The organism is Enterococcus avium (assembly GCF_002891025.1).
Classification (GTDB): Bacteria; Bacillota; Bacilli; order Lactobacillales; family Enterococcaceae; genus Enterococcus_A; species Enterococcus_A avium.
This window is the reverse complement of the sequence record NZ_NBSL01000002.1, coordinates 680,322-697,543: the sequence shown is the minus strand read 5'-3', so window position 1 is coordinate 697,543 and position 17,222 is coordinate 680,322. Positions and strand designations below refer to the sequence as shown.

General features: G+C 36.1%; 11 protein-coding genes and 4 pseudogenes. 4 read left to right on the top strand and 11 right to left on the bottom strand.

What is annotated here, in order from left to right; translation table 11 throughout:
- Window positions 1-71: 71 nt before the first annotated feature.
- Both AUF14_RS03555 and AUF14_RS03550 read right to left on the bottom strand, forming a co-directional pair.
- Complete coding sequence (locus tag AUF14_RS03555; protein ID WP_065422885.1) at window positions 72-1,391, bottom strand: PTS sugar transporter subunit IIC; 1,320 nt, start codon at window positions 1,389-1,391, stop codon at window positions 72-74.
- A gap of 17 nt (window positions 1,392-1,408) precedes the next feature.
- Entirely contained in the window at window positions 1,409-2,335 is a 927-nt protein-coding gene (locus AUF14_RS03550) for a DUF7916 family protein (RefSeq protein ID WP_049221514.1), read from the bottom strand.
- Window positions 2,336-2,540: 205 nt separating this feature from the next.
- On the opposite strand from AUF14_RS03550, the gene AUF14_RS03545 reads away from it, so the two are divergent.
- Window positions 2,541-3,224, top strand: a complete 684-nt coding sequence (locus AUF14_RS03545) for a GntR family transcriptional regulator (protein ID WP_265331625.1) — start codon at window positions 2,541-2,543, stop codon at window positions 3,222-3,224.
- 191 nt (window positions 3,225-3,415) lie between these two features.
- Here the strand turns inward: AUF14_RS03545 and AUF14_RS03540 are convergent, their stop codons facing one another.
- The 8 genes and pseudogenes from AUF14_RS03540 to AUF14_RS03505 all read right to left on the bottom strand — a co-directional run bounded on the left by AUF14_RS03540 (window position 3,416) and on the right by AUF14_RS03505 (window position 14,327).
- Window positions 3,416-4,585, bottom strand: a complete 1,170-nt coding sequence (locus AUF14_RS03540; RefSeq protein WP_070509231.1) for an IS256 family transposase — start codon at window positions 4,583-4,585, stop codon at window positions 3,416-3,418.
- Between the two features lie 252 nt (window positions 4,586-4,837).
- Window positions 4,838-5,749 (bottom strand): conjugal transfer protein, encoded by a 912-nt coding sequence (locus AUF14_RS03535; protein ID WP_060789634.1) that lies wholly within the window; start codon window positions 5,747-5,749, stop codon window positions 4,838-4,840.
- A gap of 18 nt (window positions 5,750-5,767) precedes the next feature.
- The gene (locus AUF14_RS03530) at window positions 5,768-6,772 is read right to left on the bottom strand and encodes a bifunctional lytic transglycosylase/C40 family peptidase (protein WP_049220674.1); all 1,005 of its coding nucleotides are present in this window, start codon (window positions 6,770-6,772) and stop codon (window positions 5,768-5,770) included.
- Complete coding sequence (locus AUF14_RS03525) at window positions 6,769-8,892, bottom strand: FUSC family protein (protein WP_049220676.1); 2,124 nt, start codon at window positions 8,890-8,892, stop codon at window positions 6,769-6,771. Before AUF14_RS03525 ends, AUF14_RS03530 begins: the two co-directional genes overlap by 4 nt.
- Window positions 8,893-8,896: 4 nt before the next feature.
- Window positions 8,897-10,126, bottom strand: a pseudogene (locus AUF14_RS03520) (ATP-binding protein); the annotation flags it as partial.
- 181 nt (window positions 10,127-10,307) lie between these two features.
- Entirely contained in the window at window positions 10,308-12,014 is a 1,707-nt protein-coding gene (gene ltrA / locus AUF14_RS03515) for a group II intron reverse transcriptase/maturase (RefSeq protein ID WP_227656324.1), read from the bottom strand.
- Window positions 12,015-12,706: 692 nt separating this feature from the next.
- Window positions 12,707-13,951 (bottom strand): annotated as a pseudogene (locus tag AUF14_RS03510) (ATP-binding protein); the annotation flags it as partial.
- Window positions 13,938-14,327, bottom strand: a complete 390-nt coding sequence (locus AUF14_RS03505; RefSeq protein ID WP_049220677.1) for a conjugal transfer protein — start codon at window positions 14,325-14,327, stop codon at window positions 13,938-13,940. The pseudogene AUF14_RS03510 and the gene AUF14_RS03505, both read right to left, overlap by 14 nt.
- A gap of 76 nt (window positions 14,328-14,403) precedes the next feature.
- Here AUF14_RS03505 and AUF14_RS03500 point away from each other — a divergent pair, with 76 nt between their 5' ends.
- Together AUF14_RS03500 and AUF14_RS03495 are read left to right on the top strand one after the other, a co-directional pair.
- On the top strand, window positions 14,404-15,018 hold the full coding sequence (locus AUF14_RS03500) for a hypothetical protein (protein WP_060789635.1): 615 nt from the start codon (window positions 14,404-14,406) through the stop codon (window positions 15,016-15,018).
- Window positions 15,019-15,033: 15 nt separating this feature from the next.
- Window positions 15,034-15,246: pseudogene (locus AUF14_RS03495) on the top strand (hypothetical protein); the annotation flags it as partial.
- A gap of 124 nt (window positions 15,247-15,370) precedes the next feature.
- Here the strand turns inward: AUF14_RS03495 and AUF14_RS03490 are convergent.
- Complete coding sequence (locus tag AUF14_RS03490) at window positions 15,371-16,558, bottom strand: IS110 family RNA-guided transposase (protein WP_002297293.1); 1,188 nt, start codon at window positions 16,556-16,558, stop codon at window positions 15,371-15,373.
- A 311-nt stretch (window positions 16,559-16,869) separates the two neighbouring features.
- Between AUF14_RS03490 and AUF14_RS22435 the strand changes: the two are divergent.
- Window positions 16,870-17,215 (top strand): annotated as a pseudogene (locus tag AUF14_RS22435) (hypothetical protein); the annotation flags it as partial.
- Window positions 17,216-17,222 lie beyond the last annotated feature (7 nt).

The following is a 17,222-nucleotide window of genomic DNA, read 5'->3' as shown; positions in this document are numbered from 1 at the left end:
TTTCTTTTAACGAAGTTATAGATCTAAATTATTAAAAAATCTAATTCATCAAGTATTACTATCAAAGCTTATTAATTTTTTGAAATGATATCCTCCATATCACTACTCTTCTTTATTGTTTGTTGAGCTGTTTCTTCCTGATTAGCTTCTTGCTCAATCTTCAATTTCACTTTGTCATCGGCACGAAAGAATGGGTAATAGATTAACATATTAATTGCAATTGTAATAATTTGAATTACAGCACCACTAATACGTCCACCTGATGCTAAAAAACCGGCAATCACTGGCGGAGTTGTCCATGGAATTGTAGCACCGACAGGTTTTGCGACTAATCCTGTACTCATTGCAAAATAAGTAACTAGTGTAGTAACAACTGGAGCCGCTACAAACGGAATTAACATTTTTATGTTTAGAATAGTCGGAAACCCAAATAATAATGGTTCAGCAACTTGGAAACTTACAGGAGCAATTGTCAATTTGCCTAAAGTTTTATTTTCTTTACTTTTTGAGAATAGGAAAACTAAGATAGCTAAAGCAAATAGGCATCCTGCTCCCCCAGAGAAAACAAAATTATATAGAAATTCGTAAGTGATAATGTTGGGTAATTCTTTTCCAGCTTGATAAGCTATACGATTTGCATCTGAATTTTGCAACAATAATGGCTCAATAATCGGACCAGTAACTTGTGCGCCATGAATACCAAACATCCAAAAGAAACATTGAATTAGAATCACGAAAATGATACCCGGTAATGTCTTAGTTAATACAGACAAAGGCTTAGCAATCGTATTGGCTATAAGAGCATGCACGTTTTCAATTCCAGCATAGTGACATACTACAACAATAATGAACCATAAAAGAATAACGAAAAAACCTGGAACAATCGCGACAAATGCCCGACTAACATTTGGCGGTACTGTTGATGGCATTTTAATTGTTATATCTTTTTCTACAAACCACCTAAAGATTTCTGTTGAGATAATCGCAACAATAATACCTACAAAAAGACCAGAAGTACCAAGATATTTAGTTGGAAAACCCATTCCACCTTCACTTTCTAATAGTGGTGTTAATAGAACATAGCCTCCTAGTGATAACAAGCCTGCAGATAATGAATCTACGCCATAGGTTTTTGCCAAGTTGTGCGCTAAAGCATAAGTTACGGCTAAGCCAATAATACCAAAAGTTGAATCAGAAGCTTTGTTAAAAAAAGTTTGTAAACCGATATCTGCTAACCAATTCGTAAAACTTTCCAGTGGAAAGTTTGCAATCAACATGAAGAACGAACCAATGATGATTAATGGCATGACTCCAGCCATGCTATCCCTTAAAGCTAACAAATGTCTTTGATTGCTAATCTTTGCTGCTATCCCTTGAACTTTGTCAATCATTTTAATCTCTCCTTCTATTAACGATAATTTGAGCGCCCTAACATAATAATTTGATGACGATATCCTCGAATTGCTTGTCCTAAAGCAAAAATATTTTCCGGAAGACACATGCCATTAAAAGAATCTCCGATGTGCTGAATATCGGCGCCACAAGCTTTTGATGTCAATCCTATCTTTTTAATTGTATCTTGGTCAGAAGAGTCTTGGCTTGTTCCATTAGCTGTCAAGATCAATACCTTATCTTCTATTGTTTTACCCTTGTTAAAATCTTTTACATAATCAACAATTTCTCGTAAATCTTGTTCCATAAAGTAAGGAACTGTATAAGGAGCAGGGACTAACAAAATATCTACACCTATTTCAATAAATTTTTTAGCGATTTCTAAGTTCATGACAGGTTCATCGACTCCGGCACCATGCATTTTACCGGCAATAATCAATCCTTCAAAATGTTTCTTTGCTAATTTTATTGCATTTAAAATAGCATTATTTGAAACTCCTGTACCAGGATTTCCCGTCAAACAAATAAAACTAAAGCCCAATTCATTAGCTTTTAAAAGCGTTTTAGGCGATACAATCCGGCCTATTGATATCTCGGCTCTGGATTCATTCATTGGTGCGTCGATGTCTACCGGTTCAAGATTCACTCCAATCGCTCGGCCAGTGGCTCTTTTTATCCAAGTTATTGGATTTTCTGATAAGTCATCGGGAACTCCATGTATTTCTGGTTCAAAAAGATCCAGCGCATTAAATAGAATTAAATCCGCACCTGCCGCTCTTTCCAATTCAGCATTTGTTACGGCATCACCCATATAAGGTAATCGACTAGGGACATTTTCAGCCATAATCGTTCGTCCTTCTGATGCTAAAATTGCTTGTTTCAATTCAAGTGGGGATACTTTCAAAAAATCCGAAGCAGAAAAATCTAGTAATCGTTTGTTCATAAGAGAACCTCCTAATTATTTGTTATAACAACACAACATCTTAATGTATCTTAAACCGTTTCCAATTAAGTGTCAAGTACTATATTTTTGATTATTGGTGATAATTTGACAAAAGATAGATATAACTTCATAATTACGTTATAACAAATATGAGGTGAAAACTATGTTAGACTCAAAAAATAAAGTTCCACTCTATTTCCAATTAGTGAATAATCTTTTAGATCAAATTGATACTGACATGGGGCCTAATGAAAAGCTCCCTACCGAAAAGGAAATCTGCGAACTTTATTCTGTTAGTCGTACCACGGTTCGCCTAGCCATGAGCGAACTAGAAAAACGTGGATATATTTATCGAATTCAGGGAAAAGGGTCTTTTGTATCCGCCATGAAAAAAAGCTCTCTAAACTCTTTTCTTGATATGGATTTTAATAAACATTATGAAGGTATTAATCCCGAAGAGCTGACTAGAAAACTAATCTCATTTTCTAAAGAGGATGCCCCTTTAACTGTTAAACAACAAATGGGTATTCCAAATGATCAGAAGGTCATTCGAGTTAAAATGATTCACAAGCTATCTGGTGAACCCGTTGCAATTGAGACAATTATTCTCAAGAATCAATCTTTCGCACTCCTATCAGAAAAAGAAATTGTTTCAGAAGATCTAGATACCTTGTTTAAAAAACGAAGTATCTTTCTAAAAACTATAGAAGAAAGTTATCAAGTGAAAAAAATTTCCGAGAAGGAAAAAGAATTTCTTGATTCTGATGATGAATGTCTTTTACTGGCAACGAAGTCTGCTTTTAATACTAACAATGAATTAATTGCAATTCTTGAAAGGAAAATACTAACTTCAAGATTTCATTATCAAAACATTTTATCCATTGATTGATTTTGTAATCATTTTTTTTGCGGAGTATACCAATTTGACACATTATTTTATCTGAGATTACATAATTAATTCTTAGATAGGATAGTATGAGAGAAAAGAAAGCCTATATAGGAATAAAATATGCCATTTATTGCTAATTAGGTAGCGTCAAGAATTATGTGTAAATGGAAGATCCATTCTGTTAATTACAGTTAAATCATCGACTCTAATGTATCCTGAATTTCTTTAAATCCCTTGTGAATTCTACCTAAAAATTTTTGGTTATATTGATTAAATTGCGAAACTAAGAATCTCTCTAGAGATTCTTCATTAGGGAATTGTTCTTTTCTTCGAGTATATCGTTTTAGCTGCTTATTAAAGCCTTCAATCAGGTTCGTCGAATAAATTGTTCGTCTGATGGCGTGAGGGAAATTATAAAAGGTTAATAGGGCAGGATTCAAGAGTAAATTGACGACTCTTGGATACTGCTTTTTCCATTTCCTAATCATAAAGTCGATGTGATCCAATGCCTCTTCTTTTAAATTCGCTTGGTAAACCAATTTGAAATCCTCACAAATTTCTTTTCGATCTCGAACACGAACTTTATGAGCGATATTTCTAGATACATGCACACAACATTGTTGAAATTGGGTATTCGGATACACACTATGGATACTTTCTTCAATACCGCTTAATCCGTCTGTCACGACTAATAAAACTTCTTCTAACCCACGTTTTCTAAGATCTTGAAGAACTTCTTTCCAAATATAAGCAGACTCAGTTGGGGCAATAGTAAACCCAAGAACCTCTTTGGTTCCATCCAAACGAATACCAATCGTAATATACACTGCTTCCTTCGAAACAGTCTGTCGCTTCACAGGGATATGCGTCGCATCCATAAATATAACGGAATAATTGGCTTCTAACGTTCTTTCTTTAAAAGCTAAAACATCTTCAGCCACCAATTTACTCATGTTGGAGATTGTTTGTGGCGTATAGTGGTGACCATACATTTTTTCAATTAATTCGGAGATTTCAGCCATAGTAATGCCTTTTTGAAATAATTGGATAATGGTCGTTTCTAATGAATCATTGGTTCGCTTATATGCTGGTAGTGTTTGTTGAGAAAATTCGCCATTACGATCTCTAGGAATAGTTAAATTCAACTCGCCATATTCTGTTTTAAATGTACGTGAATAATTCCCGTTACGGGAATTTCCTGAATTGAATCCATTTCGATCATATTTTTCGTAATCTAAAAAAACAGTTAGCTCTGCTTGTAGAAGTGAATTAATCGCTCGTTCTAAATGATCCTGAAATAATTCATCTAAATCCCCTTTATTGAGTAGTGTTTGCATAATTTCTATAGTAAAATTAGTCATGAGAAAGTCCTCCTATAAAATTTCTGTGTGGTAACTTTAATTTTACAGAATGGACTTTCTTTTTTTCCACCCTAAATTTCTATTTACACAAAATATTTTACGCTATCAAGGATTTCCATTTTCTCTTTTAAACAACCTTATCAATATAGTATAGTTAGTAACATTGTTTCTTTATTATGCCTAAACTATTACTCACCATACAAGTTTACAATGATTCATTCTTTCCTTGTTTTTTATATTCTCCTTAAAAAATTATTCTCCATTAATAATTTTCCAATTTTCTTCTTTGTTTAACAATAGATTGTATTGAAAACTATTTGTCACCTTTTCAATTTCATTTAGGTATTTTACTACGATTTTTACTTGTACCGAACCGTCCTTTTCAAGATAAATAGGATTGGTTATTTCTACAAATCTAAGATCGCTACTAACTTGGCTCATAGATTCATTTTCACTATAATACTCTAGCTCTTTTTCAGAAGCAATTGGATAAAGTTTGAAAAATGTCTCTAGAAACTCAGTAATTTCTTGCGTTGTTTTTGCATCAATGTCAGAATCACTTTCTACTTGTTTTACTTCATATTTTGCCTTACCTGGCTTACTAATCATAGTTGGTAAACTCGTCACTATATGATTTTCTTTTTCATCTTCAAATATCTTCACTCGATACGCAGAAGAAATTTGTTCTGACTTTTTCCCTTCTGTAATCTTTTGGTCTACTAAAAATGAAACGACAAAATCTTTCGAACGTTTTTCAACATCTAGAATTTTTACTGAATTTACTTCTGAACTAGTGGGAATATCTACTCGAACCATATCTTGACTCAAAGCAAGGCCTTCTTCTGTAAGGTACTGTCCAAGATTACTCATTCTCTTTTCAATTACTTCCTTGTTATTCTTCCATGAAAAGTATTCTTTCACAAAATTCTTTGTAAAACTTTCAACTCCAGAAGTATTTATTACTTTTTCTTTTACAACCATTTTTACGTGAGTTGTATGCTGATCAATGGCGGTGAAATTTTTGTAGATACCAAAAGCAAGACTACATGACAGTAAAAGCCAAAGGGCAAGCACCATTTTTCGATGCTTGCCCACTGAAATTGTCCGCTCTTTTTTCTTTTTTGACATCTTTTCCTTTTGAATCCGTTCAATTTTTATCTTCATTATTTTTCCTCTTTTCTCTTAATTGTATCGGCCGGCTCCAATCAGATGCTGCTGCCAATAGCTTTCTGTAAGATTCGTCCAACCCACTGGATTTCCTGCGTGAAACATGCGATTCTCTCCTGCATAAATACCTACATGAGTCACATAAGTACCGGCATCATAGGTTGAGTGAAAGAAAATTAAATCACCAGGTTTGGCATCTTTTAAGTCAATATGAGTCATGACATCATACTGATCTTGAGCCACCCGGGGAAGTTTCAGACCAACTTTGGCATAACACCACTGGGTCAATCCACTACAATCAAAACCCGTTGCGGGACTCGAACCGCCAAATACGTAGGCAGTACCTTCATACTTAAAAGCCTCGTCAAAAATCCCTTGGACTGTTTTATCATCAAACTGTGTCGTGGTCAGGTATTGCTTCACTAATAGGCAATAAAACATATTGCCATAGTTATAGCGCCACCCGCCATTTTCTTTAATAGCTATGGGATTGGGATAATCGACTTTTTGACCACCCGATTTTTCCTTTGAAAATGATTCGGCTAAAGTAAAACTATGCTTCTTCCCGTTTTTTGCGACATAATCCAAATAGCCGCCACCATAGTTATAGGCTTGAATAATACTATCTTGATCACACCCTAGTTCTTTGGAGCTCTTAACCAAGGAAGCAAAATAAATACATCCCTGCTTGATAGATGCTTCGGTACTTAATGAATTTGGTGGTAAACCCGCAGACTCAGAACTTTGCATGACGTCCTCCATTGTGCCACCAGATTCGACTTGGATGATTGCCAAAAGAATTGGTACATAGTCTAATATGTCCGATTCTTTAGCATATTTTTCAACCATTGAGCGATGTTTCAAGACTTCTTCTGAGACACTATTTCCACCAGGAGAAATACCAGAAGTACCACTCCCCTCACTATCTTCCCCAAACAATAAGCTCACACACATCAAGATGCCCATAAAAGAGAGCATCAACATGGTTAACGAAATGACACTCAATTCTTTTAAATTCATTTTTTATCACCCGACTTTGGTTTTGGACGAGCCTTCATTATTCTTTGTACTTTTTGATTGGCTCTCTTCGGAAGAGTAGATCGTTGCTTAACTTGCTGGAAAGAATTTTTCTTACTTAATAGTTGGTTATTCTCTCTCGCAACCAAATTCTGTTTAACAAGTCTTCTCCTTACCTCAGAATTCGGTTTTACCATCACAATCCGTTTTGGAAGTTCATTTTTCAGTATCCTATCCTTCTGAGGTTTTGGATCCTCTTTTATCGAAACATTACTTCTTCTTTTTCCATGACGGTCTGTTACTTCGCCCAAGTTTTTTCGCTTTTCATCCATTTTCTCATCTCTGCGTTGTCGTTGTTTGTCTCGCAGCTTCTCTCGATCTGCTTTTTCTTGAACAAGCCCTCGCTTAAATTCTTTCGGTGCTTTTTTCGTCTTTTCCAGACCTTTATGGAGGATGTATTTTAAGTTGGTCGGCGTATTCCGTACCTGATCCTTTACTTGTTTTGTCTTATCTTTCACCAAAGCCTGGGTATCCAGAACTTTGCCGATTTTTCTCCCGGCCAAGTTCATTCGAGATTGTTTCTTATTATTTGAAATTGGATTTTCCTTATTCAAGTCAGATGGTAGCTCGTGATCGGTAGGTAATCGTGAATTCTTTCGTAGAGCAGAACCGGATGGCTTAAATTTGGATTTTGATTGTTCCTTTGCCAACTTATTTCCGACTGCTGCACCACCACCAAAAGCCAAAGTTCGTCCCACATTTCGACTGAGTTGCCGCAATTTACGGTTCATCAACATTTGCGGTTTTCGCATAACCCGTCTTCCCATTGACTGGCTATCATTACTTTGGAGATTGAACATACTCATGATGTCCCCCAATTTGAAATAGATACCGGCAAAAGTCACAATTTGTAGAAAAGCTACCATAAAGAAGGGATAGGTAGCCGAAATATTGAAAAACATGGTAGAAATACTAAAAGCAGTTGTAATCACCAAGGTCACTCCCGCTCGCATCATAATCGTATTAAACAAGCGAATAATCACCTTCTTTCCTAAACTTTCATAAGTCGGCAACATGGACAATAAGAAACTGATAGGAAGAAACATCGCAAAGATAATGAAGAGAATTTGCGAGAACAACATAATCCCAGTCAGAAGAAAGACAAAAAAGGATATGCCAATATTGAACAACACCAAAAAGACCACGGTCCCTAAGCGGTTCATGGTCTTGGTAATACTTAGATTCGCATTATCATTGTCTTCAATCTCGGCTTTGACCGCTTCTTCCCGATCTTTGCCTTTATTTTCATCCGGACTCACGGATAGAATCTTATTGATCCGATCTTCGCCAATTTCTTCTATGTTTGAATCATCAAATTGCAAGAGTAACCAAGGTTGTTGGACTTGAATCGAAAACAAACTATCCCGAATCAAATCCACACTATCTTTTCCTTGGCTTTCCGAATTCGGTACAACAATCTCGGTCCCAAGGCTAAGAGCCGCTTCACTAACGTCTGAGCTAAAATCATTGATTTTTGTGATATAGGTAGGCGCATACGCAATAAAAGAACCCGAAAGTAGAAAAATCATCACAAAATTAATCACGGCTCTGACTGCCTTTGTAGTTTCTCGTTTGAGTAGGCCTGTATACACCATATAAACTCCTAGAGCTAAAATCATCAATAATAGAAACCCAAAGTAGAAGCCTGAAGTCTGTAGTCCATTTTCGGTAATGCCTGCCAAGGTTTGGATATTTTTCCCAATACTTTCAGCCGTATCTGAAATAAAATCTAACTTGTAAGCCTCTTGAACCACATAGCCCGTGGCATTTGATAAGTAGAGACTAACCGTCCAAATAAAATTGGTAATGGCATAAAGACCATACATCACACTCTTCCCTAAGCCATCCCCCCAATTCCAAGGCAACCAATCCCAGGAGCTATCTACAAAGAAATCCAACTGATAGTTACCAAGAGAATATTGGGAATAGAGATTTCCTGATTCAACTGTATCATCTACCAGACCTGTTGCCTCAGCTACCGTACCGACTAAACTCAATAGAACTGTCAGAGTGATGATGCTAATAAAAACGACTCCCACAATCCGAAAAAGTTTCTTTTTCATCTCCTCACTCCATTCTCTCTTGAACAGGTGGACGGGTATCAAAGGCATGGAAGAGTTCTTCAAATACAGGGTGAACTTGTACAACACCTACTCGACCATACAAATCTTGCATCAAGCATTGCCCATTTTCCAAATCTCGCAAGCGTTTTTGATTGCTTTCATCTTCTTGATCTAAGCCAAAGAATTCCAAAGTCTTCTTGATTTCATGAATATCGGTACTGCGAAACGCAAACTTCAACCCGATATTATTCTTCAAGCGTTCATCCAGTAAATCGTCACTGTTTTGCGTGACAAAATAAACACCGGCATTCATGGCCCGACCAGCACGCACTAATTTATTCGATAAAGTCTTTCCTTGCGCTACTTGAAGAAAACTCCACGCCTCATCCAGGTCCACAATCTTGAAGATTTCTCGATTACTATGGATAAAGTCCAAGGCAAAAGTCGAAATGACAATTAGCATGGAAACACTAAGCAATTCCATGGTGGTGTATTCTTCAAAAGTCGTTTCTGCATCTGGTAAAACCAGATCCGCCACTTGAATGATATTTAATTGTTTATCTAAACTAATCGACTGGGTAATCGAACCGTCTGAGAAAAGCAAATGGGCAAAATCATAATCAGTAAAGGATTCAATATGATTGGCGATGTTTTCCGCGACTGGCGAGCCCTCTTTACGCAATTCAACGATTACTTGTAACAACCCTCGCTGATCACTTTGGGTAACAGTCCGAATGGCTTTGCGCAAAACAGGAAACTTCTCTCCATCTCGACTAGAAATTCCTGTTAAAAAGGTCAGAATATCAATCGCTAGACTTTCCGAGTCCTTCTTTTTCTTCATGATGACATATGGATCAAGTAAGCCTTGATTTTCTGGCTTACTAGTTAAGTTGAGAATATTAATCTCCTCCGCAATTTCTGGCAAGGTTTCTTTCCAGCCACCTCGCTCACCTTTTGGATCGACAATCACAGCTTGACCACCAAAAAGGACAGCATAATAGACTAAGAGATTGTTACTAAAGGATTTCCCACCACCTAGTGAACCAAGGAAAGCTGCGGCAAGTGCATTGGTAACTGAACCCTTGACTCCTTGTGAAGCCAAAGCCGGCTTGAGATAAACATTACGACCCGTATCTACATTGTAGCCAAAGTAAATGCCTTCTAATTCTCCTAGCATCTGAGTAGCCCCAAAACCAAGTCCCGCCAAAAAGTCAGACGTAAATAGCGATAGGTAACCCTTTGAAGTTATCTCTAGGTTTTCCCCCGCTCCACACCGTACGTGCAACTTTCATCGCATACGGCGTTCCAACTTGTTCGTATTTCTTTAGTGAAATTCAGTTAAATTACATTCTAAACGATATTTGTTTAACTTCTTCATTTGCTTATTTGTTAGTTGAAGAAGTTGTAGATACTCTTTAATCGTTTGTTTTGGCATGGATGAGTCTGTGTACCCATTTATGGATAATAACTAGGTTATCAAACTCATCTGTACCCCCAAATTTACGAGGAATAATATGATGACAATGAACATCTTGCGTTCTTAGAAAAATCCCTGTAACGGAACATTTTCCATTTTGCATAGAATATCTTGACAGTCGATTGTCTAAGTATTCAAGACTTTCATCTGTTTCCATCGTACTAAGGGTAACCAATTCAGAATAAACCGAAGGTTTTAATTTCCTCAGTTTAGCCAATCGTCCATCTTGCGTATAGTTGTTGATGTGAGGTTTGAAAAATTCTAACCTTTTCCATTTCACGCTATCTAATGGAAATAAATAATTCTTCCTAACACAAAACGTTCTTTTTGTGAGAGGATAAAACTTTTTATACGTAATGGGTGGGCTTCTAGGGATTTCATATTTTCCGAATGGTTTTAAACGATTATATAGTGCTGGTAAGCAGGAATAGTAGATAGAAGAAAAGTCATGGTTAATCAAGGTGGCTTTTTGATAATAATTCTGAATACCTCGTACATACTGGTTGTATTGGTTAACAGTTTTTCTAGTAGGAGATTTCTGAATTGCTTTTATCTTTTCTCTGATTTCCTTCTTAATTCTACTTTTTGATTTCTTTGAGACTCTCGAAACAGTAACATATTGTTGTTTCTTTTGTTTTATGACCTTTAGCTCGAATCCTAGAAATTCTGAATAATTTCTTCTAAGATTTGTAATTTTTGATTTGTCTGGTGAAATATCTAGGTTCAACCGTTGTTTAATATATCCCTTGACCGCATGATAGATTTTTACTGCATGTTTATGATTTGTTGTAAAGATTTTAAAATCATCACAATAACGTACGATGTGCATTTTCTTTAATTTCGACTTTACCAAAGCATGGTGCATATTATCTACACTGCTATATTTTCTTTTTGTTTGAAATGTTTCCCATTGATTGGCAATCCACCAATCTAAGTCATTTAGAACAACATTCGATAATAATGTAGATAACACGCCACCTTGTGGGACGCCAGAAGTGGAAGTGCCTTGTCCTGCTACTGTCACTTTTAACATTTTAGAGATTATTGCTAATACGCGTCGATCTTTTATACCGATGGTATAAAGCTGTTTGATTAACTTTCCATGATGGACGTTATCAAAGAATCCCTTAATGTCGACATCTACCACATGATGACATTTGCATTTATGTGCAATAAAATTACATCTTGCTATTGCATGTTCTGTAGAGCGATTAGGTCGGAACCCATAGGAATGTTTGAAAAATTTTGCTTCACATATGGGTTCTAACACTTGTTTAAACATTTGTTGTATCAAGCGGTCTTTCATAGTGGGAATGCCTAGAGGACGAGTTTTCCCATTACTTTTTGGAATGTTGACTCGTCTAACTGGCTGCGGCTGATAATTTTCAATTGTTTTTCGAATATCATTTACAAACTTTTGTTTGTTTTGAAATTTGAAATCACTGATTGTTTGATTATCTATCCCAGATGTTTTAGAACCAGTATTTGATTTAATAATTCTATATGCTAGTAGGATATTTTCCTCTGACATAATTATTTTATAAAGGTCAATACCTTTTGTTGCTTGTTTGCTACTTCTTTCATAGAGCCAATCAAAAGTTTCTTGCATTTGATAGTATTCATAATATCGTAATTCTGTACTCACTGATGGATTATTTCTCCTAACTTTAAAATTAGTCCCATCCTCTTACCAGATCTTGTGAGTTTCATTTAACTGTATTCACTTTTCAAAGAACAAGTCTTGGGGCTATCCCTCCACGTTGATTAGACGCTTCACAGGTACTGTGCCCCTACTCTCGCAGAAATTAAGGATTTTCGACTATTAGTCTTATATCCAACGCTCCAATAACAGTTGTTGAATAAGTGTTTTCTGTTTTCCTCGTTCCAGTTATTCTAGCCATACATCTATCCTTAGGTGCTTACTTTGAGCCTGAATATTATATAAGGTCATTGTTCCTTATCCCGAATTTCATAAATACGACTCTTACTTTTCGGTAATATTCGTTGCTTTTGCAACCCAATTATCTTTCGATAAAAGTCATCCTTTAGACCCGTACATTCGCAAGTTCGTCAGTTCCGTAGGAACATTCTCACCATAGATAGTTTGTGGCGTCCCGGCATATCCTTTACCATATAAGTTATTACTTACTTAGGTATTGTTCTGCCGACTTTACCTAGCTTCACACGAATATTCACTGTTATGAATATTCGCATGTAGGAGTATCAGACCAGTTGCTTCAACCAACTTGACGGTTTTCATTTCAACTGTGAAATAACTAGTTGTAATTATCTTTAGTTCTTGATAATTCTCCCATTTCATGCCTATGCACTTATAGGGAAACGAGTCGCACCATACTGGATATAGTCATTCATATACCGTTTACTAGCTGGTAGGAATTCTTCATGTAGCCCCATCGTATCGCCAAAGGGCCGGACTAGTTTCACATTGGTATCATCATAAAAATCGAACACTTCATCACAACGGCGTTTTAGTTCATCCACTGATTCTGCACTCACCCGGACCACATAGCTCAATTTGTACATGGATTCTTTTGACTGATCCAAGGTGGTCTCCAATTCATCAACGGAATCCAAAGCATCCAAAACATTGGAATTCGTTTCATTGTCAGATTGGTAAGCGTGGTTGTCTAAATCTTTTAATTCCTTTTTCTTGTTGCGAACGGTAGCTAATGCCTTTTTATTGGTGACAATTTCTACATTCATTGAAGTATCAATCGGAAAAGCAAATTGTTGTTGCTGGTAATAGAAAAGCTCTGAGGAAGGAAACTCCATCTCCCCGACAATGGTATTAATTGTCAAATAGGTTACATAAGACTCATGATTCTCATGTTCAATCCTTAAGTAACGAGGTTTCTCTTCAATCAAACAACGACTGGGACGTAATAAGTCATAGCGTTTCACCAAAGTTTCTGATTTCAATTTTTTCTTTGGTAACTGAAAGGCGTATTCTTCAAACGGTGTACCTTTTTCGCCATAAATATGTTCAATCAAGTAAGTAAGATCACTGGGATTCACTCGTCTGACTTTGAATCTCCGCGCTAATTTACTTTCCATCAGTTTTTCAAGCTTGGTATATCGGCGAATTTCTTCATTTGATAATGAAACAAAATCGCCCATCAAATGATGATTGACCTCATAGATAAACTCTTGAAAGCCGGAAAAGAAGGATTTTTTGAGACTTTTCAAATTCACTTCTTCATCTGTAGCAATCAGTTTGAAACCAATAAAAAAGCGATAATCAATCTGACTATCGCCAATCATGGATACTAATGCGTCTGTCTGTAAATCAATCCGTTGTAATGCTATTTCTTTGAGTCTACCTATAACTTCCTTTTTAGATCGTTCCTGAGTGGCACGAATACTACTTTCTGTCGCAATTTGTAGCGCATGAATCTTACCTTCTCGATTTTGGGCAATCAATTGGCGGAAATTATCATGCACTTGATATTTTTGTTCAGGAGATAAGAAGGAATAGTTATAAGGTATTAACTCATAATAAGCAAAACACTCTCCTTCTTGATTAAAAACAAGATTATTTTCGATATACTTAATCGGGTACATAGTTCACACTCCTCACTAATGTAATGGGTTCATCCCATCGTTTTTTCTGTTCTTTAACTTTTTTTCCTGCAAAAGTGACCTTAAATCGTAAATGATAACTGATAAAGGATCGTAAAAATCCCAATGGTTTCTTGCCATCAAAAGTCTTTTGCGACATAAACCAAGTAATCGCCACCGGGATGCCAAAGTATTTTAAAAATGCCCCCTCTATCACAGATAGTGGAGGCACATGGGCAAATACAATGACAAACAGCAAGGATAAAACAAACCAAGCCATTTGGTTAAAAGTTACAGGAAAAGGCAGATGAAAGTCATTGATTGCGTAAATGACTTTTTCAACTGCCCAGATACTGGTGTAGCTTTTTATTTTTTTCATTAACTCATCTCCAAATATATTGTTTTTTAAATTAAATATTCTGTTATAATTAAAATTAATTAGGGGGTAGATAAGTTTGAAACAAGAAGAGCTTAATCTTAAATTATATGAGTTGCTATTGAAAATCCAAAATGAATCTGACACACTAACAAATGCTGACATTTCAGAATCAGACGCAGATTTTTATGGATATCTTATCTCTAAAGAATTAGTTTATAATTTAAAAATAGAACACTATTACAGCGGTCCAAATATAGATGCTAGCCAAGCAATAATCACAGATAAAGGATATGCATTTATTAATCAAATTGGTGAAGCAGATAAACCTATTAAAATGAATCGTGAGAATCGATACAAACAACTTCAGATATTTCTCAAACGATTAGATGACCATGACGCTGATTTAAGAACTCCAAATTATCGTGTTCAAGAAATTGACTACTACGACTTAATTAAATATGCTATTGATTCAAATTTCGTTAAGGGAATTGCTATTCGATATGCTAGCAATAAACCCCATCTTTTTTTATCTCAATTTGCAAGGGTTACTACAGAGGGATATGATGTATTAGATACTCCCTATCCAAAAAATAATACACCCGGAGCAACCATCAGTAATACATACAATATCTATGGTGGAGATCAAAAGGGTGCGAGTTTTGGCAGTAACAACACAACCAATAATAATTAAAAGGAGAGATTAGTATTGGACTATCGAACCAAAGAAAAGAAGTTAAAGCAGCTCTTAAACTTCATTTATGATGGAACTACAGTTACGTCAGACTTATTGGAGTTATCTCAACAAGAATTCGCATCATTACTGGAAAGCGCAACAAAATCTGGCTACATCCGAGGTGCATCCATAACAAAAACCAAAATGTACCCCATAATTTGGACTGATGATGTCGAACTAACAGAAGAGACTAACTATATAGAGTCAAGTAAAAATTAGCCAAATCAAAAAATATTTTATAACAGATAATTCCGAAAAAAGGGTACAACAAATAAGCTTCTTACCATTAGTTTTTTTGAATGTTCAATAGCTAATCAGAAACAATTATATAAGGCTCGTTTTTAGTCAAAATAGCATGAATCACGTAACAAAGCTTACGAGAAACCGCACCTAAGGCAGTTAGATGATGTTTTCCTTCGGAAACTTTTTTCTGGTAAAACGCACTAAAAACAGGATCACATTGAGAAGCTACTAAAGCCGCCGAAAACAAGGCTTTTCGCAAATATGGAGACCCTCGTTTACTCATAACATTATGCGTTGCCTCATATTGCCCTGATTGTGTCACGGAAGCGTCTATCCCAGCGTAAGCAACGAGTTTTTTCGGGTTAGAAAATTTTTGAATATCTCCGATCTCACCAAGAATAGTCGCACCGTTTATAGGACCAATTCCAGGAATTGTGAGAATAACAGAATTTAAAGTGTCCATTATGTGCTTGATTTCTCTTTCCGTTTCCTTTATTTGGCTTTCAATGAATTTTAATTGTTCAATCATTGAACGTAGTTGGAAGGTGAACGCTTCTTGAGCAAATTTTACTCCAAAGGAGTTAGAAGCTGCTTGCTTCAATTGGTCCGCTTTTTCTGCCTTGATTCGGTTCCTGCTTAACTCAGCTAAGTATTGGGCCAAAGTTTCTGAGGAAATGTTTTCTAAGTCGATCGGGGCACTAAACGCCAGCAATAACTCTTTAGAAGCTTTTCCGAAAACGCCCTGCTTGGTAAAAATCGTCGCGTATTCTGGAAAGACTTGATCCAATACGGCTATAATTTTTCTTTTGAAGTCGCTCGCTGTACCTACTAAATAAGTTCGGTAACGAGAAAGTTGTTTCAAAGAAAAAACATTTTCATCGGATAAGACCGTTTCGACAAATGAGCCATAGCGCATTAAGTCAGCAATCAAAACAGAATCAATAATATCGTTTTTTCGTTTCCGTATTTCTGTACCTTTACGCCATCCGTCTGTTTGAAGGGGATTCACAACGTGAATCAAATAATCTGATTCGTGAAGGTATGAAAAGATGGACAGCCAATAGTGCCCCGTGGCTTCCATCCCTATAACAAAGTCACTGGGTGCTCCGGAATAGTCGACCATTCGCTCAATTAATGACTCTGCTCCTTCAGTGGTGTTAGGAAATGAAAAACCTTTTAGTAATACCTTTCCTTCCTCGTTCATGATAGAAGCAACGTGAGTGCGTTTACCGATATCAATGCCTAAAAAGTACATGTATATCTGACCTTTCAAAAAAAGAATTTTGGATTGAAATCCACTCAACTGAAAAGCGTCACTACCTTGTACGAGATACGGAGTAAAGTAAGGACTTTCAACATCTAACTCATACGCAATCCACTTATCAGAGAGAGGAGCCAGTCTCTCGAGTGCGGGTTCAATGACCCAAGGGGGGAACGGCTTAGCCTCTCAATCCAATAAATATATTATCTCAAAAGAAATGAGTTAATACCAAATTAAAATAACGATGGTTCATAGGGTTATCCAATCAAAACCGGAAGGTTAAAACCCTAACTCTAATATACAAGGGGGCAGAGAAAATTCATCCTTCAGAAAAAAATAGTCAATCGATTCAGACGACAAATACCTTTAATTTTAACTCTTCAGGTGACTATAGAGGAGCGACATTCGGAAACAATAATACCGTTACAAACAATTGGAATAATTCTCTTGATGAATTAAAAGAATATATTGATGCTTTAGCAACAAGTTGGCAAAGAGCTTATCAATATCGTAGAAACTAAAGATTTTAAACCTAACGTTTTAGAAAGATTTTCTGATTTTCTCGAAAAACATCCTAAAATTGTTACTTTAGCAGGTAATGCAATTGTTTGGGCGCTTTCTAACACTGATAAACTTCCACTAATAAATTGAGATATAA